19 protein-coding genes and 1 pseudogene are annotated in these 24,251 nt (G+C 44.5%); 12 read left to right on the top strand and 8 right to left on the bottom strand.

The annotated features are described in order from the left end of the window. Positions 1–8 precede the first annotated feature (8 nt). The 6 genes and pseudogenes from SU60_RS00920 to SU60_RS00895 form a co-directional block, all read right to left on the bottom strand. Positions 9–848 carry a heme ABC transporter ATP-binding protein gene (locus SU60_RS00920; protein WP_052481447.1) on the bottom strand — a complete coding sequence of 280 codons (840 nt, stop codon included), beginning with the start codon at positions 846–848 and terminating at the stop codon, positions 9–11. Beyond that, positions 848–1,888, bottom strand: coding sequence for a FecCD family ABC transporter permease (locus SU60_RS00915; RefSeq protein ID WP_041153905.1), 1,041 nt, complete (start codon positions 1,886–1,888; stop codon positions 848–850). The genes SU60_RS00920 and SU60_RS00915 overlap by 1 nt, the downstream gene beginning before the upstream one ends. 34 nt (positions 1,889–1,922) lie before the next feature. After that, complete coding sequence (locus SU60_RS00910; RefSeq protein ID WP_041153904.1) at positions 1,923–2,777, bottom strand: heme/hemin ABC transporter substrate-binding protein; 855 nt, start codon at positions 2,775–2,777, stop codon at positions 1,923–1,925. Continuing rightward, the gene (locus SU60_RS00905; protein WP_041153903.1) at positions 2,774–3,196 is read right to left on the bottom strand and encodes an ExbD/TolR family protein; all 423 of its coding nucleotides are present in this window, start codon (positions 3,194–3,196) and stop codon (positions 2,774–2,776) included. The genes SU60_RS00910 and SU60_RS00905 overlap by 4 nt, the downstream gene beginning before the upstream one ends. Continuing rightward, positions 3,196–3,878: pseudogene (locus SU60_RS00900) on the bottom strand (MotA/TolQ/ExbB proton channel family protein). Before SU60_RS00900 ends, SU60_RS00905 begins: the two are co-directional and overlap by 1 nt. 8 nt (positions 3,879–3,886) lie before the next feature. Beyond that, the gene (locus SU60_RS00895; RefSeq protein ID WP_052481446.1) at positions 3,887–4,714 is read right to left on the bottom strand and encodes an energy transducer TonB; all 828 of its coding nucleotides are present in this window, start codon (positions 4,712–4,714) and stop codon (positions 3,887–3,889) included. 171 nt (positions 4,715–4,885) lie between these two features. On the opposite strand from SU60_RS00895, the gene hutX reads away from it, so the two are divergent. The 3 genes from hutX to SU60_RS00880 all read left to right on the top strand — a co-directional run bounded on the left by hutX (position 4,886) and on the right by SU60_RS00880 (position 8,270). Beyond that, positions 4,886–5,407, top strand: coding sequence for a heme utilization cystosolic carrier protein HutX (gene hutX / locus SU60_RS00890; protein ID WP_041153902.1), 522 nt, complete (start codon positions 4,886–4,888; stop codon positions 5,405–5,407). Beyond that, positions 5,404–5,970 carry a heme utilization protein HutZ gene (hutZ, locus tag SU60_RS00885; protein ID WP_052481445.1) on the top strand — a complete coding sequence of 189 codons (567 nt, stop codon included), beginning with the start codon at positions 5,404–5,406 and terminating at the stop codon, positions 5,968–5,970. The genes hutX and hutZ overlap by 4 nt, the downstream gene beginning before the upstream one ends. A gap of 260 nt (positions 5,971–6,230) precedes the next feature. Continuing rightward, complete coding sequence (locus SU60_RS00880) at positions 6,231–8,270, top strand: TonB-dependent hemoglobin/transferrin/lactoferrin family receptor (RefSeq protein ID WP_415679406.1); 2,040 nt, start codon at positions 6,231–6,233, stop codon at positions 8,268–8,270. 121 nt (positions 8,271–8,391) lie between these two features. On the opposite strand, the gene SU60_RS00875 is transcribed toward SU60_RS00880, so the two are convergent. Beyond that, positions 8,392–9,435 (bottom strand): alkene reductase, encoded by a 1,044-nt coding sequence (locus SU60_RS00875; RefSeq protein WP_041154097.1) that lies wholly within the window; start codon positions 9,433–9,435, stop codon positions 8,392–8,394. A gap of 154 nt (positions 9,436–9,589) precedes the next feature. On the opposite strand from SU60_RS00875, the gene SU60_RS00870 reads away from it, so the two are divergent. From SU60_RS00870 to SU60_RS00840, 7 genes are all read left to right on the top strand, one after another. Beyond that, positions 9,590–10,201, top strand: coding sequence for a TetR/AcrR family transcriptional regulator (locus SU60_RS00870; RefSeq protein WP_041153900.1), 612 nt, complete (start codon positions 9,590–9,592; stop codon positions 10,199–10,201). 237 nt (positions 10,202–10,438) lie between these two features. After that, complete coding sequence (locus SU60_RS00865) at positions 10,439–13,798, top strand: MHYT domain-containing protein (protein WP_041153899.1); 3,360 nt, start codon at positions 10,439–10,441, stop codon at positions 13,796–13,798. Further along, positions 13,795–14,817 (top strand): response regulator, encoded by a 1,023-nt coding sequence (locus SU60_RS00860; RefSeq protein WP_041153898.1) that lies wholly within the window; start codon positions 13,795–13,797, stop codon positions 14,815–14,817. Before SU60_RS00865 ends, SU60_RS00860 begins: the two co-directional genes overlap by 4 nt. A gap of 133 nt (positions 14,818–14,950) precedes the next feature. Further along, on the top strand, positions 14,951–15,241 hold the full coding sequence (locus SU60_RS00855; protein WP_084735491.1) for a YkgJ family cysteine cluster protein: 291 nt from the start codon (positions 14,951–14,953) through the stop codon (positions 15,239–15,241). Positions 15,242–15,888: 647 nt separating this feature from the next. Next, the gene (locus SU60_RS00850; protein ID WP_041153896.1) at positions 15,889–16,857 is read left to right on the top strand and encodes a calcium/sodium antiporter; all 969 of its coding nucleotides are present in this window, start codon (positions 15,889–15,891) and stop codon (positions 16,855–16,857) included. A gap of 70 nt (positions 16,858–16,927) precedes the next feature. Continuing rightward, on the top strand, positions 16,928–17,977 hold the full coding sequence (locus SU60_RS00845) for a lactonase family protein (protein ID WP_041153895.1): 1,050 nt from the start codon (positions 16,928–16,930) through the stop codon (positions 17,975–17,977). 327 nt (positions 17,978–18,304) lie between these two features. Continuing rightward, the gene (locus tag SU60_RS00840) at positions 18,305–19,069 is read left to right on the top strand and encodes an AraC family transcriptional regulator (RefSeq protein WP_245228327.1); all 765 of its coding nucleotides are present in this window, start codon (positions 18,305–18,307) and stop codon (positions 19,067–19,069) included. Positions 19,070–19,076: 7 nt separating this feature from the next. Here SU60_RS00840 and leuA read toward each other — a convergent pair whose 3' ends face one another. After that, positions 19,077–20,795, bottom strand: coding sequence for a 2-isopropylmalate synthase (gene leuA, locus SU60_RS00835; RefSeq protein ID WP_245228326.1), 1,719 nt, complete (start codon positions 20,793–20,795; stop codon positions 19,077–19,079). A 648-nt stretch (positions 20,796–21,443) separates the two neighbouring features. Between leuA and SU60_RS00830 the strand changes: the two genes are divergently transcribed. Together SU60_RS00830 and SU60_RS21540 are read left to right on the top strand one after the other, a co-directional pair. Continuing rightward, complete coding sequence (locus tag SU60_RS00830; protein ID WP_041153893.1) at positions 21,444–23,399, top strand: tetratricopeptide repeat-containing protein; 1,956 nt, start codon at positions 21,444–21,446, stop codon at positions 23,397–23,399. Then, positions 23,333–23,704 carry a hypothetical protein gene (locus tag SU60_RS21540; protein WP_128814580.1) on the top strand — a complete coding sequence of 124 codons (372 nt, stop codon included), beginning with the start codon at positions 23,333–23,335 and terminating at the stop codon, positions 23,702–23,704. The genes SU60_RS00830 and SU60_RS21540 overlap by 67 nt, the downstream gene beginning before the upstream one ends. The last annotated feature ends 547 nt before the right edge of the window (positions 23,705–24,251 follow it).

The raw sequence follows: 24,251 nt of genomic DNA, 5'->3' as shown, positions 1-24,251 counted from the left end.
CTGAACGCCTAACTCGTGATAACGACAGGGTGGCCGTAGGTTGGGTGTGTAATGACATCCACCTTATGGTGGTAAACTTCATTTATGATGTTTGGTTGGAGCGCATCGCGAGGAGAACCGTCAGTGACGATCGTACCGTGGTTGAGAATAATGATTCTATCCGCATACTGCGCCGCGAGATTGAGATCGTGCAACACGGCCACCACCGTTGCACCATTATTGGCAAGTTTGTGTGCCAGATCTAGAGTCGTGTGCTGGTGATGAATATCTAATGCCGATGTCGGTTCATCCAACAATAAAACCTTATTGTCACCGCTTTGCTCTAGTTGGGTTAGCACACGTGCCAAGTGAACACGTTGTTTTTCTCCGCCGGACAAAGTGGGGTAGGCACGTGAAGTCAGATGTTTTACATCCGTCGCGTTCATATATTTGCTGACCACACCCTCCAGTTCACGCTTGGACATGGTTAATCCTATTCCCCCTAGTTCAATCACTTCTTTCGCCATAAAGTTAAATGACAGAGAGCTACTTTGCGGCAGTACGCCTAAGTGCTTGGCCAATAAAGGCGCAGGCCAATGTGCTTTCTCTTGTCCAAATATACGACAGTGACCTGTTGCGTTGATCTCGCCTGTTATCGCCTTCAGCAATGTGCTTTTACCTGTACCATTTGGGCCAAGAAGAACGGTGAACTCGCCACGGTTTAATGTCAGATGGATATCATTCAGAATAGACTGGCTCCCCAAGGTTACTGACAGATTGCGTACCTCTACAGTCTTTTGGCCAGAATAGTTGATTGGCCCGGATACGCTTTGTGAGGGGGAAAATTTAAAAGGTAAGTCCAATAACATTAGATTCGTCCCTTTTGTTTAATCAATAGCCAGACAAAAAAGGGTGCACCAAGTAACGCGGTCACGATCCCAACAGGCATGTCTAATGGCGCGACGACGATTCTCGCTAACATGTCGGAAATCAAAAGCAATAACGCTCCCATAAACAAAGTCGCTGGCAATAAAGAGCGGTAATTCGGGCCGATAATCATCCTTGCTAAATGAGGCACAATAAGGCCAACAAAGCCGATCATGCCGCTTAATGCGACCGTCACACCAACCCCAAATGCAGCCAGAATAATCAGACGACGTTTTAACGCTTGTACGTTGATGCCCATATGACGTGCTTCTGCTTCCCCCAGCAACATGGCATTGAGTTTGTCAGCGTCCTTATAGTAAGCCACAAGCAGCACAATCAAGGTTGTAAAGGCAAGCCATAGTCCTTTTGGGTTGGCCCCAGCTAACGAGCCCATGGTCCACAGTGAAAGGTCTCTCAGTGCTTGGTCGTCTGCGTAATAGTTTAACAACCCCAACGCTGCCCCAGCCAATGCTGATATTGCCACCCCAGAGAGCAGCATCATAGTAACGGACGTTCCGGTATTGCTTGTTCCTAGACGATAGACAGCAAAGGTAGTCAAAGCACCGCCAATACAAGCAAACATCGGCACAGTGCCAAACAGTAATATATTTGGGTATTGACTGGAGAGTTCGCCAAATACCACGATGGCAAGTGCTGCGCCTAGCGCCGCTCCAGACGAAACACCGATGATGCCGGGATCGGCTAACGGGTTCCTAAACAGCCCTTGCATTACTGCACCACTGATAGCTAAAATTCCGCCGACGGCAATAGCTAACAGCGTTCGAGGCAAACGCACTTGTTGTACGATCATCGTTACATGGTCGGGAATGTTCGCGTTTCCTACTGGGAGTAATGATTTCAAACTGTCGGATAGACTGATGTTCATTGCTCCTAAACTGATCGATGCCACTGTAGCAAAATAAAGTGCAATAGCCGCTATAATGCACAATGACTTGGCTGACACCATTCTTAAATCTGTCATCATTATTTACTTATTAATAGTTACGCAAAGTTGTTTAGTCTAATGTTGCAAACGTTCGGTATAGCCGATCCGTAAGCTCTATGCTTTCTAGACCAAACCCGCCGATGATTGCACTGCCACTAATTGGAATGATTCGATTCTTTCCTGCAACGGGGGTAGCCGCGAGTAGGGGGAACGCTTGCAAAATGCCGTCATGTCCACCTAACGCTTCCCATGCTCGTGAACTAACCAGAAGAATGTCGGGTTGCATTTGAACGATGGCTTCTGGTGATAAAGGTTTGTATGAACTCATTTCTGTTTTAGCCGGGTTTTGACCGCCCGCGAGTGAAATGATCACATCGATGGTTGTTTTATCACCGGCGATGGTTGCCGGACGACCTTTAGTCAGCATGGCGAATAGGACTTTAGGTGAATGCTTCAGCTTGCGTGACTTTATGCTGTTTAGTTTTGCATCAATTGAGTCCTTCAATGCTTCAGCTTTGGCTTGTGTCCCTGTTATCTGTGCGATTTGATCAATACGACGAAAAAGATCGCTTTCTGAGTCACCCGATGGCACGGTCTCAACCTGAATACCGCCGTTTTTGAGTAGCGTGAGCGTACTTTCTGGTCCCATTTCATGCGATCCAATCAGATGAGTCGGAGATAAGGCCATTAAACCTTCTGCTGACAATTGGCGGTGATAACCGACCTGAGGTAATGCGCCATCAGCGTTGTATTTTTTGCTGGTGACATCAACCGCGATAAGTTGCTCTTTAGCACCAAGAGCAATGATTAACTCTGTAATGCTTGAGCCAGCACTGATAATGCGATGGTTAGAATCTGTATCTTGTTGAGCGTGAGTAGTGGTGGCTGATAACAGCAGACCGAATGCCAAAATTAGCTTTTTCATTGTTGTTCTTCCATAACGATGTTGGTGGCGGAAATTTGGTGTTTTTGCATGAATGCGAATAACTTGAGCATGGATTCGATTTCCGCTTTCTTATCCGCTGCAACAACGAAGGGTTTGTCCGGAAAGTCTTTTCTCAGCTTGAGTAATGCGGCAGTAAAATCGCTCCAGTCAGAGAATTTTTCACCGTCTAATGCCCATTTTTGTTCTTCGCTGTTTAATATCCCGATGGAGATAACGGGTTTGTCTGGAGAGGTAAGCTGGCTTGCTTCTTGAGTTTTAGGAATATCCACATTGAGTGTTTGTACGCTGACATTTGCAGTAAGCAGTAGAAAAACCATCACAATAAAGATGATGTCGATCATCGGTGTAAGATCAGGTTTAAAGTCCTCTTCGAGCAAGCGTGAGTGTGACTGGATCATTATACAACCTCCTCTGTCGTCACAGTCGGCGTATTTTGTTTATCCGAGAATGGATCGACCACAATACCTTCAATATGCAGATTACTGTGATTTAGGGTGTACTCAATTTTTGCTAACGTTTTCTCCACCCACATACCAAGTAACTGGGCGCCCGTGATTGCAGGTAAGGCGATAAACAATCCAGCGGCGGTGGTGGTCATCGCAAGCCCCAGCCCATCAGCCAACGTTGCGGGTGAAATCGTTGCAGTGCTATCTGTCATACCATTAAACATTTCCATGAGTCCCAACACCGTACCCAGCAAACCAATAAGAGGCTGATCACGCCTATCATTGAAAGTAAGCGGATACCAGAACGGAACTGCTGACGCTTTTTAAACAACCAAATACCAACCGCTTCTTCTCTTAAGGGCTTGCTAAAGTGGCGATGACCTAACAACATGCGCATCGATTGGAACATCAAACGGCGGCCCTGCAATTCATTTTGAATAAACGCATCCACCTCGTGTGGACGAGAAAAGTCGAGTTTATGGATACTTTTGAGTATGGCGGTGGTGTGAGTGCGGCTGTTGAGCAACATATAAAACGTTCGCTCTATCAGGATCGCAACGGTCAAGAAGGACATGGTGATAAGCGGCCATGTCATGATGCCGAGTTGGCTGTGAATATGAGTTAGTGTTTGCATATTGGCGATTACTTTAGTTGGAAATTAATAGGAATTTGCACGCGATGAGCAATGGCTTGACCTTGTTCTGATTGGTATGAAAAACGCCACGCTCTTACGGTCTTAAGAGCGCGTTCGTCGAGCATTCGATGTCCGCTGGATTCGAGCAATAGCTGTTTAATTTGCTGACCACGTTTATCGATCCAGACTTCAATCAATACCTTGCCCTCTAAGCCTCGTTTTCTCGCCGCTCTTGGGTAGCTTACAGGCGTTGGTTTTGCTCTGAACTGAGGCTTTTTCACCAGTTTTGGTTGGCTATCTTTGCGTTGTGATGCAGGTTGTTTCTTGTTGTTTTCATTCGTTCTTTCATTCTCAGTTGCGAGGGTTGGTGTTGGGGTCATGGCCTCGTTTGGTTGTGAGGGTTTCCGCTCTGCAAGTTTTTCATGGTGCGCGATTTTTTCGCTGATTCTCTGTTTTACGGGGTCTTGTTTTGATGAGCTTGGATTAGGCACTGTTTTCTCTTTTTTCTCTTTTTGGGGTATCGCAGGGATTTCTTTTTTGACAGCATCATCTAAATTTTGGTTTTGGGCCGGTTTGGGTTTGATGGACCTTTTATGCTCTGCCTGCTGTTTTTTAGGTTCTGTCGGAGAAGTCGGTTTAGGTTGATTGACCGTCTGAGTTTCGGTTTGGATGTTGTCAGTTTGACTTGAGGAAAACGTCATGAGCTGAACTTGCAGAGACTGAGCACCTTTCTCTGTCGACATCGTTACCGTGTTTTTTTGGGGCGCATACGACAACGCAAGGCCATGTAATAGGCATGCAATCGCGCCAGCGGTGAGGTAACGAAGTCGGGCCATCTTATTCACTTGTCCATTCAAATGTTAAATTACGCAAACATAATAATACAAATGATAATGATATCAAATATCATTTGCATTATTGTTAATGGTCGGTATTATAACGAACAAAATATTGAATACAATGTGATAACAAACGGTCTTATGTCCGCTCATCATAAAGGAGTGAAAATGTATAATGTTTTCTCTAAAGAAGAGGTAAAACAAAAAGTTGCCGCCGCATTGGCTGAAGATGATGCGATACCTGTCTCCGGTATGTCTGAAACTCTTGGCTTCAACGAAGGAGCAATAACCTTTGCGTTGCCAGATGAAATGGTCACGCATGTGGGTGGCTCGTATGCCAAACGGGTTCTAGAGCAACTATCTGAGTGGGGGAAAGTGACAACAATTGTTCACTCATTCGGGTCAATCTTTGAAGTGAAAGCTAACTTTCCTAAAGGTAAAGAAGCTCACGGATACTATAACTTGATGGGGAGAGACGGTGAATTACATGGTCATCTCCGCTTAGATTTGGTTGAGAACATCGCGTTAGTCAGTAAGCCGTTTCGTGGTGCAGAAAGCCATTATATTGGTTTCTTCGATGCTGCAGGACATTGTGTGTTTAAGGTGTATTTGGGCCGAGATGAAAAACGTCAGCTTTTTCCTCATCAGGTAGAAGCATTTGTAAAAATGAAAAAGGAGTTTGCCGCATGAATAAAACAAGTCAGCCGCAAGATAATGCTCAACGAGAAGACGTTCGCCGTGAGCGATTGCAGGGACGGCTAGAGCCTGAAGTTCGCGAGTTTCGAGATTCCCGTAAAACATTACAGTTAGCCACGATTAATGCTGCAGGTATTCCCAATGCCACATATGCACCGTTTGCGTTTGATAGTAACGGTTATTATATCTTAGTCAGTGATATTGCGGCTCATGGGAAAAACCTCAAAACCAATCGTAATGTTTCCATTTTAATGATTGAGGACGAAAGTGAGTGCAAGAATATTTACGCTCGTAAAAGACTGACGTTCGATACACGCGCAGAATTGGTTGAACGACACACGCAACAATGGCAACAAGGTATTAGCGCACTTAAGGCGCGTTTTGGCGAGATGGTTGATAACTTAAGCCAACTTGGAGACTTCAACCTTTATTGTCTGGTTCCCGATTCGGGGCGCTATGTCAAAGGATTTGGTCAGGCGTTTGTGATTTCTGGTGATGATATGCTCGATTTTATTCACCTAACAGAAGGTCACGTCAGAACGGAAAAGAGTGCTTAGTCTCACAGTGATACGTAACGCAAGAACCAACTTATGAATAACTGAATAGAAGAACGCAAATACGTAGCCTAAAGCCTTAGCTCAACGAATACCCCTTATTTGATACTAAAAAGCGACTCGCATGCGAATGTCGCTCGGGCTTTTGCGTGTCAAATTTGTGGAAATCGATTGAGTCGAATTAACATTTTAATACGGATACAATCATGTTTAAGCCAACGCCACTCGCCATTATTATCGGCGCAGTACTTTCAGCACCAGTCATGGCTGAAGAAAATACCTACTCATTTGATGAAGTTGTCGTATCGGCAACCCGCCTTGATACTCAAACCATCGACACCGCTGCAACAGTGACCGTCATCGATGAAGAAACCATCGAAAACAATATGGTTGAGGATATTGACGAACTATTTAAGTACACCCCAGGGGTTAATTTACAGAGTAACTCTCGCCAGGGTGTACAGAGTATTAACATTCGAGGGATTGAAGGTAACCGAATTAAAGTCATCGTTGATGGCGTTTCTCAGCCAAACCAGTTTGAGTCTGGCGCGGAATTTGTTAACTCCTCACGTGTCGAGGTCGATACCGATATGCTTAAATCGGTAGAAATTGTCAAAGGTGCAGCTTCTTCCTTGCAAGGTTCTGACGCAATCGGTGGCGTTGTAGCCTTCCAGACTAAAGACCCAGCAGATTTATTGAAAGACCGAAACTTTGGTGGTTATGCAAAATTCAATTATTCCTCTTCTGATGACACATTTAGTGAAACCATTGCATTAGCAAACAAAGTCGGCGATCTTGAATCTCTGGTCGCCTACACCCGTCGTGACGGACAAGAAGTCGACAACTTTGGTAAGCCAGATGAGCAAGACAGCAGTGCCAACAACTTATTGGTGAAGCTACAGTACCAATTAAATCCTGCTCACCGTTTAGAGTTTTCTGGTAACTATATTCGTAACAAGAATGAACTGCCTGCGCTTGATTACAGTACGGGTAGGGCGCCATACGAAAATGCATCGGGCTATGACGAAACTGAACAATATCAACTAGGCTTCAAGCACATCTGGAATGCAGAAACGACATTAGCGGACCGAATTACTTGGCAGTTAGATTGGATGAGTAAAGAAGAAACAGGTGTCACGGATCGTACTTCAGTTTCCAATGGTAATGTGCAGAAAAAAGATTACCTCTATTCGGATGAAGGCATTCAGTTCGATGCTCAGTTTGATAAGTTCTTTATGACTGGGGACGCCGAACATAACTTGATTTACGGCGCGTCTTACTCGAACAAAGATATTGCTAATATCAACAAAGAGTTTAACTCCGTCGGTAATGATCAAGTGATCTTTTACATTCCTGAAGCAGAAGAAACGCGTTATGGCGTATTTGTTCAGGACGAAATCGTATTTAATGATTTTATCGTGACACCAGGATTGCGTTTCGATTCGTTCGAGACAAAACCGGGAGATACCAGTGCTAACCCAAGCCAAAATGACACCAGTGAGTACAAAAACTATTCTGACTCTGCTGTCACGGCACGTTTAGGAACGGTGTACAAGCTAACTGAGGAGCACCGACTATTTGCTCAGGTTAGTCAAGGCTTCCGCGTGCCTGACTTCCAAGAGCTTTATTACTCATACGGTAACCCTATGTATGGCTATGTAAACAAGCCTAACTCGGATCTAAAAGCGGAAGAGAGTATCTCCTATGAAGCGGGGTGGCGTTACAATAGCGAGCTCATGAGCAGTGAAATTGCTCTGTTCTATAGCGATTATGATGACTTTATTGATAACCAGCTTGTGTCAGGAAGTTTTGCAACTCGAGACGCTGTTTATCAGTCAATCAATATAAACAAAGCGACCATTCAAGGTGTTGAAGTTTCGAACCGTTTATCTTGGGATGAGTTCATGCCGATCGACGGCTTTAGTTCACGTATTGTTGCTGCATACACTGAAGGAGAAGATGCAGACGGAACGCCATTAAACAGTGTAAACCCTTGGAATGCCGTGCTAGGTGTAAATTATGATTCTGACAATCAATGGGGAACTTCGGTTAACTTAAATTACACTGCCAAGAAGAAGGCCAGTGATATAGATGGCGATTACTTACCAATGTCTGCTTCGACGGTCGTTGACATTACGGCTTATTATAAGCCAGTTCGTGATTTGACGTTGCGCGCGGGTATTTTTAACGTAACTGACGAAGAGTACTACAACTGGAATGACGTGCGTGATTTAGCGTCCGAAGACAAAGACTTGTCTCAAGCGAAACGCAACTTTTCTCTTACCGCTAAGTATGAGTTCTAGTTTCCTGTCAGGACTGAGCGTGACAGCTTCTTACTGCATGGATGTTTGAGTTGTTTTGAAGAAAGCCCCTGGTCGAATAAAACGAACAGGGGCTTTATGTTTAACATTGACTAGAGTTAATTTACACCAGTGTCTCTAGCATTGCTGCGTCGTATTCAACCAATTCTTTGTTTTCCTGAACTCGACTTACGTAATCAGGGTTGGCGATAAATGGACGACCAATCGCAATCAAATCAAACTTATTCGCTTCAATGGCTTCGGCACCAGTTTGTGCAGTGTAACCACCAACACCCATGAGCGTTTTTGAATACGTTTTGCGCATATACTCTGATACCCGGCCACCTAGGAAGTCAAACTCCATGCTGTCATCGAACATCCCTTCGTGTAGATAGGCAAGGTTGCGCTTTTCAACTTCAGGAAGGAAGTAATCGAATACCTGACGATCGCGCTCGTCGGCTTCCATGTGCGCATAACCAGCAGGAGAAACACGCAGCCCTGTGCGATCAGCACCGATACGATCGACAACAGCGTCAATAATCGCCAGAGGAAAACGAGCCATGTTTTCTGGTGTTTCGCCATACTCGTCTGTACGGTGATTCGTGTCGAAATGTAAAAACTGATCGATCAAGTAACCATTTGCACCGTGGATTTCCACGCCATCAAAGCCCGCTTCAATCGCGTTTTGTGCCGCTTGAGCGTAATCTTCAACCAATTGAGTGATTTCTTCATGCGTTGCGGCTTTAGGCACGGTATAAACTAACTCTCGCATACGCGGAACGGTGCCATCAAAAGCGACAGCTGATGGGGCCAGTACGTAATCACCACCAAAGAAATTTGGGTGTGCCACACGACCGGTATGCCAGAGTTGCGCAAAAATCTTACCGCCATTGGCATGAACGGCATCGGTGACTTTTTTCCACCCTTTTATCTGAGCTTGTGTAAAGAGCCCCGGAGTATTTGGGTAGCCTTGACCATCGGCTCGAATGATGGTTGCCTCAGAAATGATCAAACCAGCATCCGCACGTTTGGCGTAGTAATCAACCATAGTATCGGTAGGGACCAAATCGTCATCCGCCATACAGCGGGTTAGTGGTGCCATTGCGATTTTATTCTTGAGTGTAATTGTTTCGTTAAGCTTATAGGCTTCAAATAATGTCGTAGTCATGTTTATGCTCTTCGTATTGGGAGACTGTTCAAACATGCTAACTCTTTTTTGAATGATCATTCAAGAAGTTTTTGAACGTTCATTCAAATAGCTTGTTAAACCTGTCTCAGCCCCGTAAACTTAAGGGGAGTTACCAGTATAAGAGTTGCGTTAGATGAGAAGTGCCGAATTCGATAGAGAACATGTTTTACGCTCAGCGATGAATGAGTTCATTGCTAAAGGCTACAATAAAACCAGCATGCAGGACTTAAAGCGGGTGACAGGACTCCATCCTGGCTCTATCTATTGTGCATTTGAAAACAAGCGAGGTTTGTTGCTGGCAGCTCTAGCGCATTATGCAGAGACAAAATCACAAGCATTCGAGCAGTTTTTTGATGATCCGCAACGTATCTTATCCGGTTTCGAGCGTTATCTTCGCGATATGATCGAATTTAACGAATGTGATTATGGCCAGGGTTGTTTATTACAAAAATCGCTGAGTGAACTGAATCATCAAGACGAAGAAGTTGAGCAAATCATCTGCAATATGCTTGCGCAATGGAAAAATAATATTCAGATGAAACTGGAGTTGGCGCGTAAAAATGGTGAAATTTCCGAAGAAGCAGATTGTGATCTGTTAAGTGATTTTTTGGTGATGAGTATTTACGGCTTAAGATCGTTTGCGAGCACAAAACCGTCCGAAGCACGTTTGGTTCAGTTAGTGGACATGGTTATGCGTTGCTTAAAAAATGGTGGCATTGAAAAACCTATAAACGCTATTGTTTAACTAGCCCAAAAGGCGGGTGTTCCTGATTAACACCGACCAAATACGCGCAAAATTTAATGCGGAATGCTCGTTAGATATGCTGTTAACGCCCTTTTCGTTAGATTTTGAACTGATTTGTGATGTGAATACTGAAAGCGGTAACAATTCACTTAACATTCAATTTAATCAATAGTAGGGTGTCGCCTTCGTACATATTTTACTATTGATTAAATCGTCACTAATGTTGAGTTTATAGCTATGCTTGAGCAGTTTTTTGTCCTTGATGTCGACCCAAACAAACTCATCACTGGGACTTATGAACCATGGCTAGTGGCGGTTTCGGTATTTCTAGCCTCAATGTCATCATTTTTCGCATTGCGCCTAGCCGAAACGGCTCGACACATTGAAGCAGAAAACCAGCGCCAAATTGCGCTGTTCTCCGGCGCATTTATTATGGCTGGTGGTATCTGGAGTATGCATTTCGTTGGCATGCTCGCATTTCAAATGCCACACCAAATGCAGTACGACTATTTTCTCACCGCTGTATCATTGCTGCCTGCCGTTTTTTCCAGCTATATCGTACTCAGCTCGCTCATCAACCTTCGGGACTCTTTTGTTCACAATCTGCGCAATGGTGTGATTGTCGGGCTGGGGATCGGGATGATGCATTACATCGGAATGGAAGCGATGCAGATGCATGTAGAGCTACGCTATGATCCTTTTTGGTTTGTGTTGTCTATTCTGGTCTCAGTGAGTTTAGCCACCGTGGCGCTGATGTCTCGATCGAAACTTCTGCTCTTCTTTCCTACACTGAGTTCTATCCACCTGAAGTTAATTACCTCGCTTATCATGGGGTGTGCTATTTCAGGTATGCACTACACAGGAATGGAAGCCGCTCGTTTCATTGTGCATGACACACACGGCAACCATTTAGTAAGTGAATCTGATCACATAGAATTGGCGGTCGTTGTCTCTATTTTTGCTTTATTAATTTCAACGCTCGCGGTCAACGTCAGCTCTCAATTGCGCTATCGTCAATTACTTAAGGAAAAAACCGAAGGAGAAGCGCGACTTCAAGCCATTCTGGAGACGGCAGCGGATGGGGTTGTGACGACAGACTCGCTGGGCGTAGTACAAGGCATTAATAGTGCGGCTCGAAAAATATTTGGTTGGAAAGAGGACGAGGTCATCGGGAGGAATGTCTCCATGTTGATGCCGTCAAAGTATCAACCGCAATATAAACGTTTTTTACAACAGTTTTTAGATCACGGAAAAAGAACCAGTCCGCCAAGAGAACTGTATGCTAGGCATCGAATGGGAGAACTCATTCCAGTTCGCGTGGCCGTTGGCCGTGTTGATCTGGAAGGTGGTCAAACCCTGTTCGTCGGATTCATCGCAGATATTTCTGAACGTAAAGTGATGGAAGAAAAGCTAAGAGAAAGTGAACAGCGTTTAAGTTCTCTGATGCAAAACACCCCTGGAGCGTCTTTTCGTCGATTGCTTGACCATAACTGGACTCCCGTATTTTTAAGTGAGGGGATTTTCAAGTTTACAGGTTATTTAGCAGAAGATTTTCTTTCAGGAAAAGCCGATTTTGCTTCGTGTGTGTATGAGGGCCAAGACCGTGATTTGTGCAGTAATATACGGGCGAATATTGATGATCGCGGTGCTTATGAGATTGAATATCGCTTAATTCATAAAGACGGTCATACCGTTTGGGTTCTAGAAAATGGCATGCTCGTTCGCAACGCTAAAAATGAAGCGGTATGGACGGACGGTATTATGGTCGATATTTCAAGCCGCAAAGTCATGGAGCAAGAGCTGCTCGAAGCCAAACAAAGAGCAGAACACGCCTCAGAGATTAAGTCGACATTCCTCGCTAATATGAGCCACGAAATTCGCACGCCTATGAATGCAATCATTGGTTTTACCGATATTTTGATGGATTCAGATATTAAAGGTAGTGATCGTAAACATTTAGAAGCCGTATCTCGTGCTTCACGTTCACTATTGCATTTGCTCAATGATATTCTTGACAGTGCAAAGCTAGAAAAAAACAAGCTTGAGCTTGAGAGCATCCCATTTGAATTATCTGCTTGTGTGGACTCTGTGATTTCGACGCTATGGTTGAGTGCTAAGCATAAAGGAATCGAATTAACGTTAACCATGTCGGATGAACTGCCCAAGGTGGTTGATGGTGCTGAAGATCGTATTCGTCAGGTATTGATGAATTTGGTAGGAAACGGAATAAAATTCACTGAAAAAGGGGGAGTTACGCTGTCAATTTCTCCAATAGAAAGTAAACCGGATTGGATTCGTTTTGACGTCATTGATACGGGTATTGGAATAAAACCAGAACGCCTAAAGGCCATTTTTGAACCTTTTACTCAAGCAGACGCCTCAATGAGCCGTCGGTTTGGCGGTACTGGTCTTGGTACCACGATATCTCAGCAATTAGTCGAACTAATGGGCGGGAGTATCACGGCAACAAGTCAATCTGGTAAAGGCAGTTGTTTTACCGTTGAGTTACCATTACCAAAGAGTGAGTTGACCAGTCAAAGTCGGTCAACGCAGGTTGTAACTCTGCCTCAGTTGCGGATATTAGTTTGTGATGACATTGAACAAAACATCAATTTGCTGCGCATTCTTCTCGAACGGCAAGGACATGTTATTTTCACCGCCCAAGATGGTATTGAGGCTGTTGCTCAATATAAAAAAGTGAAGCCAGACATCGTATTGATGGATATTCAAATGCCACTCTTGGACGGACTAGGAGCCTGTAAACACATTCGTGATTGGGAGCAAAAGCAAGGCGTTAAAACCGTGCCTATTATCGCGTTGACTGCGAACGTGCTCGCAGAAGACCGTATCCAAGCTAAACAGGCGGGCATGAATGGTTTTGCCAATAAACCCGTGGACTTAGCCCAATTAACCCAAGAAATGGCGAGCGTACTCAATATCAATGTAGCGTTTCGAGATGAAATCTCACTAACGCTTGAATCGCCAATGGGGGCTGATCAATTCCATGTCGTAAATATGGCAAAAGCGATGAAGTTATGGGGTGATGAGCAACTCTATGTGAACGAGCTAAAAACGCTCATAGAGAAAAATTCAGATCTTGTTGATCGTATTTTCAATCAGTTAATCAACGATAACCATTGGAAAAATATCATCGAACGAGCTCATGCCCTCAAGGGAATAAGTGGGAATTTAGCTTTGATTCCTATGTATCACGCTTTCGCATCACTTGAAAAGGCGGCAGATGAACATTTGCAGGAACAAGCTTTAGTTGCATTAAACCGAGCACAAAAGCACTGGAGCGATCTGTTTAAAGATATTGAGCAGCTAGAGTCGAATTGTTCGACTCACGCGCCAGAAATGATCGTTCACACCGTAGAGTCCACCAATGTCCTTCCTTTACTGCAAGAGTGGTTGATGGTTACGCGATCTGGTGAGGTAAGCGATGAGCTCGCTCAACAGCTATCAAATGGTGTGCCTAGCTCTGTGAAAAAGCTGATCAGCGACACCGTCAATGCGCTTGACGACTTTGATTTTGAGTCGGCGGAAAGATACATAAACAATGCGATCGAAACACTTCAACAAAAGGAAACCGTATGACCTTGTTTACTCAGCAATTACCCCGAATTTTAATTGTTGACGATGAACCAGCGAACCTCAAGGTACTGCGTCAGGTGCTACAGGACGACTACCGTTTGACGTTCGCGCGCTCTGGTCAAGAAGCATTAGCCCGAATTGAGCAAGAGAGTGTTGATTTAGTTCTGCTTGATATCATGATGCCTGAAATGACAGGGTTTGAAGTGTGCGAACGTTTGAAAGCGAGCTCAGAAACTTCCTTTATTCCAGTGATTTTCGTGACCGCTCTACGTGATTCTATTGATGAAGAAAAAGGATTTGAGTTGGGGGGCGTAGATTACATTACCAAACCTATTGTACCGGCGATTGTCCGAGCTCGAGTAAAAACGCATTTATCGCTTGTTCAAATTGACGCGTTGCGCGAAACGCAAGTCGATCTCATTCAACGTTTGGGAAGAGCTGCGGAATATAAAGACAATGAAACGGGTATGCACGTTCAGCGCATGAGTCACTATACTCAAACATTAGCGCTGGCGGCTGGGATGAACAAACAGCAAGCCGAAGAACTTAAAATGGCGGCCACCATGCATGATCTTGGAAAGATAGCCATTCCGGACTCGATTCTACTTAAGCCAGGTAAGCTTGACGACAATGAGTATGACGAGATGAAAAAGCATGCAGAAATAGGCGGCGAAATCCTCTCAAACTCTAAATCACCTCTGATTGCACTGGCAAGAACTATCGCTATGACACATCATGAAAAATGGGATGGTACTGGTTATCCGAATGGATTATCCGGCGAAGAAATCCCACTTGAAGGGCGCATTTCTGCCATTGCCGATGTGTTTGATGCTCTCACCAGTGTGCGTCCGTATAAAAAAGCGTGGGCTATTGAGGACGCGTTGGCGTTTATTGAAGAGCAAGCAGGAAAGCATTTCGACCCAAATCTTGTCCCACTGTTTATACAGCAGTTGCCTAAAATTCTAGAAATAAAACAGCGATTTAAAGAGCACAATGGACAATATAACGCTGACTTCAAATAGTGCTATTTGGGATAGGTAACTTGTTATCGGTTGAGGGATATTTATGGACAAGCAAGGCTAATGAAACCAGAAAGTACGGTCGTCAGTCTAATATTTGCGTTATCATACCCAATTGACCAAATTGTAGCGATTCATGATTATACCAACTAAATCCCCATCTTCCTCAGACGTATCCTGCTCAAACTGTAAAGCATGCTGCTGTCGCCTTGAAGTGATGATCATTTCAGATACTGGCGTGCCAGAAGAATTTATCGCACGTGACCAGTACGGTGGTGAAACCATGATGCGATTAAGTGACGGTTGGTGCGCAGCGTTAGATCGAGATACTTTCATGTGCTCCATTTATGAAAATCGTCCTTGGATATGCCGCGAATTTGAAATGGGTTCGGATGAGTGTATTGATGAGCGGGTGAAGTTTTTATAACGCGGCAGAGTTGCATCAACACGATAAACCCCGAATTCAGCAGGGAAAGGAAGTATCTCGCTCATTATCGTGATACAAGCCATCGACTATTTTGAGCAAGTGCTTCTAAAGTAGAGGCGATAATTATACTCACCTCGTCATTTAATGTTTGATATTAATTGCATATATTCGTTACAATTCAGCTCGTTTAAGGGAGTAGCCTTCCTCTATGAATGAATAGAGGAGTGAATATCAACAGTCTCCAAGCCTCATGCTTGTGGTATTCACGTTCGATTTGTTCTGGCAAGACTTAAGTAAAACATCAGTGCGGGTAGGATTGGTGTAATGCTTCTGTCTTTTTTGCCTACCCTAAATGACAAAAGGAAACCTGCTATGAATGCATGGTACGCTTTGTTCTTAGGGGTTGTGCGCGAAATCATCGAGTTTATCCCTATTTCCAGTTGTTTTCATTTGTATTCAAGATCCACCTTGATTGGTGACGTCGAATCCCCATCTTCAATGCTCCAGCTTCCACCTTCGTCCAACTTGGATGATTTTGTGGACAATGTTTCCTGCGGCTTTCTATAGGTTGTTTTTTTGAGCGAATTGATAACCGTTTCGCTCTGGCCGTTATTCTATACTTTTACGTTGTTTAATAAGGATAAAACATGTTACTAGCCACTCTCGCGATCATCGCTGGTTTTGCATTACTTGTGTGGAGCGCAGATAAGTTTGTTGAAGGTGCTGCCGCTAGTGCCAACTACGCGGGAATGCCTCCATTATTGATCGGTATGCTGGTCGTCGGATTTGGTACATCAGCCCCTGAAATGGTGGTTTCGGCCATGGCCGCTATGGACGGAAACCCTGCTCTTGCGCTTGGAAACGCGGTTGGCTCGAACATTGTCAATATTACCTTAATACTCGGTGTGACGGCTATCATTGCGCCAATTGCTGTTCATTCAAGTATCATACGAAAAGAGCTTCCCATTCTACTGCTCGTAACACTTGTGATCGGGGCGATGCTATGGAATCACCATGTTAGTACGCTAGAAGCGTGGGCTTTGATTGGCGGTTTTATGCTTTTGATTGGCTGGTCAATCTGGAGCGCATTGCGCTCAAAGGGAGACCATTTAGAACAAGAAATGGGCGATGAACTGTCGAGTCAAAGCATGTCAATGAAGTCATCGATTTTCTGGCTCATCACTGGTCTCATTTTATTGATTGTCAGCTCCCGAATCTTAGTGTGGGGAGCGGTAGAAATTGCGCAAGAATTAGGTGTTAGTGATCTATTAATTGGGCTTACCATTGTGGCCTTAGGAACTTCGTTACCAGAATTAGCAGCATCGATTGTGGCAGCGCGTAAAGGGGAACATGATATTGCCGTAGGTAACGTAGTTGGCTCGAACATGTTTAACTCTTTAGCCGTCATCGGTATTGCTGGTACTATCGAACCTATTGCGAATATTGGTGCTGAAGTCTTCTGGCGTGACTGGACATCAATGCTTTTTGTTACGGGATTACTGTTGTTGACTGCCGCCCGTTTTGGCAAGTCCCAAACGATTACGCGCATCGAAGGTATTGTGCTGTTAGCGTGTTATTTGGGATACAACGGTTATCTCATCTATGGCGTGTTGTAATGTACCAATTGCGCTTCTCAAGCTTAAAGATAACTGACCAAGGCACGACTAACCAAAACAAGAGGCTTACATGAAACGCTTTATCTACCTCTCCAACGCGGAGTCTGGCACCATCTCTCGCTACCAACAACAAGGGAAGCAACTCATTCATTTGGGAAATACTGACGTTGGCAATTTGGTGATGCCGATGGTGGTGAGTCGAGATGGACACTATCTGTATGCCGCTTTGCACCAAGCACCTTATTGCATTGTGCGCCTAGCGATTGATCCAAAGAGTGGGGACCTGACTGAATTGGACCGGACGCCGCAGGCAGTAAGCATGGTCAATTTGGATGTTGACCACAATAGTCACTGGTTACTGAGCGCCTCATTTGATCACAATATGGCCACGTTAAATCGTCTTGAAGACGACGGCAGTCTGGGAGCGAAAAACATCACCATCCCATTAGAAGGACACTGCCACGCTTTTAACATTAGCCCTGACAACCAGTGGTTGGTGGCCACCGAATTTGGGCAAGATCGCGTCAACGTCTATCGGCATGTCGATGATAGTGATCATCAAGCAGCTTTGGTTCATCAATACTCTTTTGCGCGAGAGTCAGGGCCGCGTCATTTGGTGTTTTCCGCTTGTGGTCAGTTTATCTACGTGTTGTGTGAAATGATCGCATCGGTGAATGTGTTCGCTTTTGATAGCGAAACCGGAGCGATGACGCTGATTGATGAAGTGGAAGCTGCGCCCCTTGAAATGCTTGGCTTGGAAAAAGGATTGCCACCAGAAAAACGCGTCGTGCCTGATGTGCCACGCACCTGGGCGGCGGATATTCAGTTATCGGCTGACGGCCGTTATTTATATGTCTCAGAGCGTACTACCAGCATCATTAGCCGCTTGGAAATTACGGCCAATGATCCCGTCCCACGTTACTCGGGGTATGATCATGTTGTCACTCAGCCACGCAGTTTTGCGCTGACCCATGATGGGCAATACTTACTGGCTAGCGGTGAACTATCCGATCATTTAGCCTTGTATCAAATTGATGCCCAGACTGGCCAGCTCAATGAGCTAGACCGCGCGCCTTGTGGCGCTAATCCAGCATGGGTCTCAGTGGTTGACTTCCCTTAGCGACTAATATCAAACGATGTTAGCGTAAGCTGGCAGAGATTTGCTGTTCGTTGAATCGCTTTTTTCTACAGGTGGATTAATGGGGCATGAAACACGAAAATGCTCCGTTTCAATTCAGAACCTTTACTCACGACGTTCCTGAGTCTCGACGTTTGCCCTAATTTACCTAATGTTTAACTGTATCTGAGTGCTATAGGTGTAGGCATATGTCTACTGGTTAAACTATTCAGTAGGGAAACAGAGCTTATCTTTCTTCTGGAGAATTTTGGATAAGTTAGCTACATTATTTTTCATGCCGCATATCTTGTAAGGATTACTCGAGTATTTATGAAGTTTTGTGACGAAAGGTTGGGCCCTCCAATACTTGCATATGCGCACAACTATTCTCATGGGGATGTAGAACCACCTCATACTCATCAGTGTGCTCAGTTTTTACATGCTTTAAACGGTGTTATTCGAGTGGATACACAATCAGAGTCATGGGTTGTGACAACGAATCAAGGGCTATGGATACCTGCTGGCACCTTACATAGTCTTAGAATGACGGGGGACGTTCGAGTCCGTACGCTTTTTGTTGATCCTATGGCCAGGGCAGACCTTCCCAATAGCTGTGTACTATCGAAAGTTTCGTCGTTGCTGACCAGTTTAATTGTTGAGGCCGTATCTCTACCTGATATTCGGAGAGCGGGAACGCGAGAAGAACGAATATTTGAACTGACACTTGATGAATTGCGTTTGCTAAACCCCATTGATTTTTACCTCCCCAATCCAAGAACAGAGGCATTGGGTATGCTCTGTAATAACGTATCTGAGCGTCTTTCACACCCATGGACAGCTTCAGATGCTGCCAAGTATTTGGGCCAAAGTGAAAGAACTGTTTCTCGTCGGTTTCAGCAAGAGCTAGGTCTTACGTTCACAGAATGGCTACGTCAGAAGCGATTACTCCATGCGTCTGAACTTCTAGCCAGCGGGTGTAGTGTGTTAGATACTGCATTGGCGATTGGATATGACAGCCTAGTGCATTTAGCTCGATGTTTAAAAGTCGAACAGGGCTGTCTCCGAGGGAATATTGTCCGATGGTTAATCCATTAGAACACGATTAAAGCGCTAAGTTAGTCTGTAGTACATTAGAGTAGGCATTCAACAGTGCTTGTAGAGACGCTTTTGTTGCATCTTCTTCAATTGCGACACCAAAAAAGCTCACATTAGAAATCGTAGACTGTAGCTGCACATAACAGGCCGCTTTGCTTTGGGTTCGTGAACCGAGTGTATGCTCGTGATAGTCAACGATATTCACCTGCAAACCATATTGTTCCATTAACCCTTTTAGCAACGCAGACATTAGACCATTCCCAGAGCCAACACATCCTATCATTTTGTTGTTGTGATGAATTTTGGCTTGAATTTTTTGGCCAAACGCTGTTGTTTGGCTCTGATAACTCTGCAATCTTAAGGTCGGATTATTGACAAGACCATAAGACTCTCTGAATAGTTGCCATAGTTCCGAAAGATTAATTTCACATCCCGATCTATCGGTATGACTTTTCACTTTCTTACTCAAATCGGCCTGGAGCATTTTAGGCAATAACAATCCGTGGTTTTCTTGGAGTAACCATGCAGCACCACTCTTACCTGATTGACTATTTACACGAATCACTTCTTCATAGTTACACCCCAAATCCATAGGGTCTATCGGCAAGTAAGGGATATCCCAGAAGCTCTTCAACTTAGAGCTATGCGAAGAAAATCCTTTTTTAATGGCATCTTGATGAGACCCCGAAAAGGCGGTGAAAACAAACCTTCCAGCATATGGGTGACGAGGATGAACAGGTATTTCGTTACACTGCTCGACGAGTTCAACCGTATGCCGAATGTCAGAAAAGCGCAATTTAGGATCAATGCCTTGTGAATAAAGGTTTAGTGCGAGTGTGACCAAGTCAACATTACCTGTACGTTCACCGTTCCCGAATAAACAACCTTCGACCCGAGTTGCTCCTGCCAGTATGGCAAGTTCAGCACTAGCAACACCTGTACCTCGATCATTATGAGGATGAACACTAATAGTAACGTGCTCTAATGAACTAAATGTATTTATGAAGTGTTCAATCTGGTCTGCAAAAACGTTAGGAGTGTTACATTCAACAGTTGTTGGCAGGTTAATGATAAGCTGCCGTGTCTTACTTGGCTGCCACACGGACGCTACTGCTTCACAGATTTCAAGTGCAAACTCGGGTTCCGTAAAATTGAATGTCTCTGGTGAATACTCAAGAGTCCATACAGTTTCAGGATGTTTTTCACACAAGGCTTTAATCTGTTTAGCCCCATTTACAGCAAGTTCTAGAGTAGACTTTTTATCCTGAGAAAAAACAATATCTCTAAAAGACGGAGCTGTAGCATTGTACAAATGGACTATGGCCTTAGACGCCCCGATTAGAGAATCAATAGTTCGCTCAATCAAGTCCGATCTGGATTGCGTAATCACCTGAATAGTAACATCATCTGGAATTAACTCGTTTTCGATCAGACATCGAACAAAGTCAAAATCCGTTTGCGATGCTGATGGAAATGCTACCTCAATCTCCTTGAATCCACATTCAACTAAGTGGTTAAAGAGCTTCAGTTTTTTATCAATATTCATTGGGTTAGATAAAGCCTGATTGCCATCTCGTAAATCGGTTGAGAGCCAGCGAGGGGCTTTGTCTAATATCTTTGATGGCCAGGTTCGCTGTGGAAAGCTGATAACAGGAGCTGCTCGGTATTTTTCTGATGGTATTTCTAACATTATTAATTTGTCCTTTCTTTGTTGAGAAAAGCTCATGCTAGAAGACTATGTGAATGATATCTGAATAGAAGTTGACGAAAATCGTCGCGTTTTGGACAGAGGGGGTACATCATCAGTATGAGAAGACGCAATTAACTGCTTATTTGCTAATAGTTTTTTGTTTACGGTGATCACAAGTTCACTGTGAGCACTTCTAGATCAGAAATGCCCCATTCCGTGCTGAAACCTATTGTTTACGTCAAGCCTAATATGCATATTTGACTTAGTTTTCATTATGATTCAATAGTGCTGATTGTCGAATACTTGTTTAAGAAAAGGTCAATCTATGAGAATACCGATAAAAGTAACCGAGAAAGGCGAGCACTACTTCGAGATCTCTGACGATTATCTAAAGGATCTCAATTGGTAGCAAGGTGACGAAATCATATGGACCGAAAATAAGGATGCTAGCTTTTCACTTATAAAGTCGAGCGATACCCCGCAGTAAACATCATTCTAGACAACGTGGGGTAATAATACATAGCTGCCGCCCAAATCGATTCAGATCAAATGTTTAGTTGATATATTCTAGCTAACCATGACTTCCCGCAAGAATCATTTATGATTGGGGCAGGGTCTAGGGCACACATTTGTCCGAGGCGATATCCTCCCTAAACGTACCGGCATAGTCGAGAAAGGAATTCGATGGCTCTTAAACCTAAACACACATTCAATAGTGCCCCAATTAAGGCTCAACGCATCTTCACCGACCGAGAGCTTCCGAGGGAGACATTCAGAAAGGCAATCCATAACTTTGACTCCACTGAGCATAGCGTCATTAATTTTTATGGTTTTGGCGGTATTGGCAAATCTCGATTGCTTAAAGAGCTCTCGAAAAGTGAATCTCTAACTAGTGACTGGTGCCATGTACGTATCGACATGGAGGACCCCGCTTATCAAGATTGCGCTTTTTGCCTCCGCTCATTGCGCCAAACCTTAGCCCAACAGTTTAAGCCCAAGCCGAGCTTTCGCTCCTTTGATTTTGCCTACCTGATCTATCTGCAAAAGGTAAACCCCGATATCACCATCAACGACCCTAGCCTAGAGTACCTGCAAACCTCTGATCTGATGACGGACATCGCTCAAGCCTTGGTCGAGACACTAGAGGCGCTACCAGTTGCCAGCGTAGTGACTAAGCTAGCCGTATTGGGCAAAAAAGGCGTGAACGTCCTAGAACGCTGGTGGAGTTCGGCGGGCAGCCGTATCTTCAAAGAGCTACCAAGTCTAACTCCACAGCAAATCGCAGAGCGCCTGCCTATGATGCTGGCTGAAGACTTGAATGCTGCGTTAGATAAGGATGATGCACAAAAGCTGTGTGTCTTTATCGACTCATACGAGGCAATGTGGGACAACGCTTATCGTGAGGGGCACTTTTTTTCAGTCGATGAATGGGTGCGTGAGTGGATTACCCATCATCCCAACGTGCTGTTTGTGATTGCTGGTCGAGACAAGCTGAGATGGTCAGAGTACCAGTCCGATTGGGCAGAGGTGTTGGATTCGCACATCCTCGAATCACTCTCTGAAACCGATGCGCGCTATTTTTTGGAAAGTTGTGATATCCAAGACTCTGAAATCATTGATGTTATCGTCGAGAACAGCAAGGGGGTTCCCTTTTACCTTGATGTCTCTGTTGATACCTATCAAAAAATTAAGTTCACTCTATTACGAACCCCAACGCCGGATGATTTTCAGGGCAAGACCCAGAGAGAGATCTTAGATAGATTTATCCGCTACCTAGACCGAGCGGAGAGTGCAACCCTGAAAGTACTGGCAAACTGTCGGCACTTCGATAGCCAACTTTTTCAATATATGATCCGGCAATACAATACCGGATACCCAGCTACCGAACTGGATAGGTTGACTCAGCACTCGTTTATCCAGACCTTGCCCGGACAGGCATTTTCGATCAATCCATTGATGAAGCGGGCCTTGCTCGACCATCAGTCTGATGAATCAAAAAACACCGCACTGACGTGCCTATTTTACTATTATGCCGACCAGATCAACGGAATCAATGTTGAGGCTCAGCTAGGCTACAAAAACTTCATCGAAGCCCAGCACTACCTTGAAAGTGCGCAGATCTCGGAGAAAGACCGAGAGGACTTCCTGCACCTGAGCGGTAAGCTGTACCAACAGCAGTGTCGTATGGATGAGGCGCTATCCGTGTTTGAAGACCTTGCCGCTATCGGCAGCTCTCCAGAGACAATTGGGGAGGCGAAGGTGCAGATTGCTATGACGCTAAGGCAACATGGCCAGACGTCAAAAGCCCTTACCATCATCGAGCCCCTCATTGAAGAGGCGCACCGTTCTCACCTTGAAATGATCCGCTGCCGCGCCATGACGCAACGTGGGCTTTGCTACCTTTCGTTAGGGTTAGAAACTCAAGACAGCGAGTATTTCCAAAAGAGCTATCAAGATTATCAAGAGGCACTGGTAATCGCCAAAGCGTTAGATAATACCGCTGAAACCATCTACATCAATCTATCAATGAGTACAGCGATGGAGTACCTAGCCAGATCGATGAGTCGATTGAATTGCTACGCCAAACCAAGGCAATCGCAGCGCAAAATGATCTGCACCACTCCTACACCGATTGTCTAAATGGCCTTGCCCGTAAGCACTTGCTTAAGTGTGAGTATCAACAAGCCATTGAGCGAGCGGAGGAGGGGTTAGCATTGTGGCAGCGCAGTGGGTTCTACCGCGGCCAATTGGTAATGTATTGCCATATCTTAAATGCCCATGCGCAGCAACGTAGCGATATGAAGCACATCGAGAAAACACTCGCAAAGGCCGAGGAGGTATCTCTCCTCGTTACCGAGCAGGTGATCTGTGATATGTACGAGCAAGCTCGAAGCCATTGGGTAGATTCATTGGTTGCATCAGAGCTAACCCCTAGCTCTGCTTAGAATGCCCATAAATTAGGTTTATAGAGTCAGAAGATAATACAGTTTGCAACGTTTCCTCTATCAGAGCGTTTGTCAGGGGTTATTTAACTGGCTATGGCAAACACACCTCTGCCCCAAAGTGTTCCAGCCAAAGATTTGGGACACATTTCTCATTATTTGACCTATTTTTTCTAATGACTAAATAACCTGAATTCGGGACAAGAAAGGCTATAACCCTTTGATTTAAAAACATAGATACTTTTTCATTACTTAGTACTGTAATTTTAGATGCATAACTAGGTAGCATTATACGACAATAGCTGGTCTATTGCGTTGATTTTAAATAGGTTAGGCGCTAAAAGAGTAGTACTGATAGGCTTAGGTTATCCCGAGTTCAGGTTAAATATGCTGTTAGTTCTGTCCGGGATCATTAAGCCACTACAAATACTGTATTTATATGTCAGGATAAGTGTGTCTGACAGAAAGGCACACTTATCTTTTAATCCGTTATTCAGCTCAGACTATCTGGAATTCCCTAGCTTTGCTACGTGTTCGCTTTTTGCATATA

It is taken from the genome of Vibrio mytili (genome assembly GCF_000830505.1).
GTDB classification, from domain to species: domain Bacteria; phylum Pseudomonadota; class Gammaproteobacteria; order Enterobacterales; family Vibrionaceae; genus Vibrio; species Vibrio mytili.
Note: the sequence above shows the minus strand (reverse complement) of the source record. Positions and strands in the feature narration are given on the sequence as shown.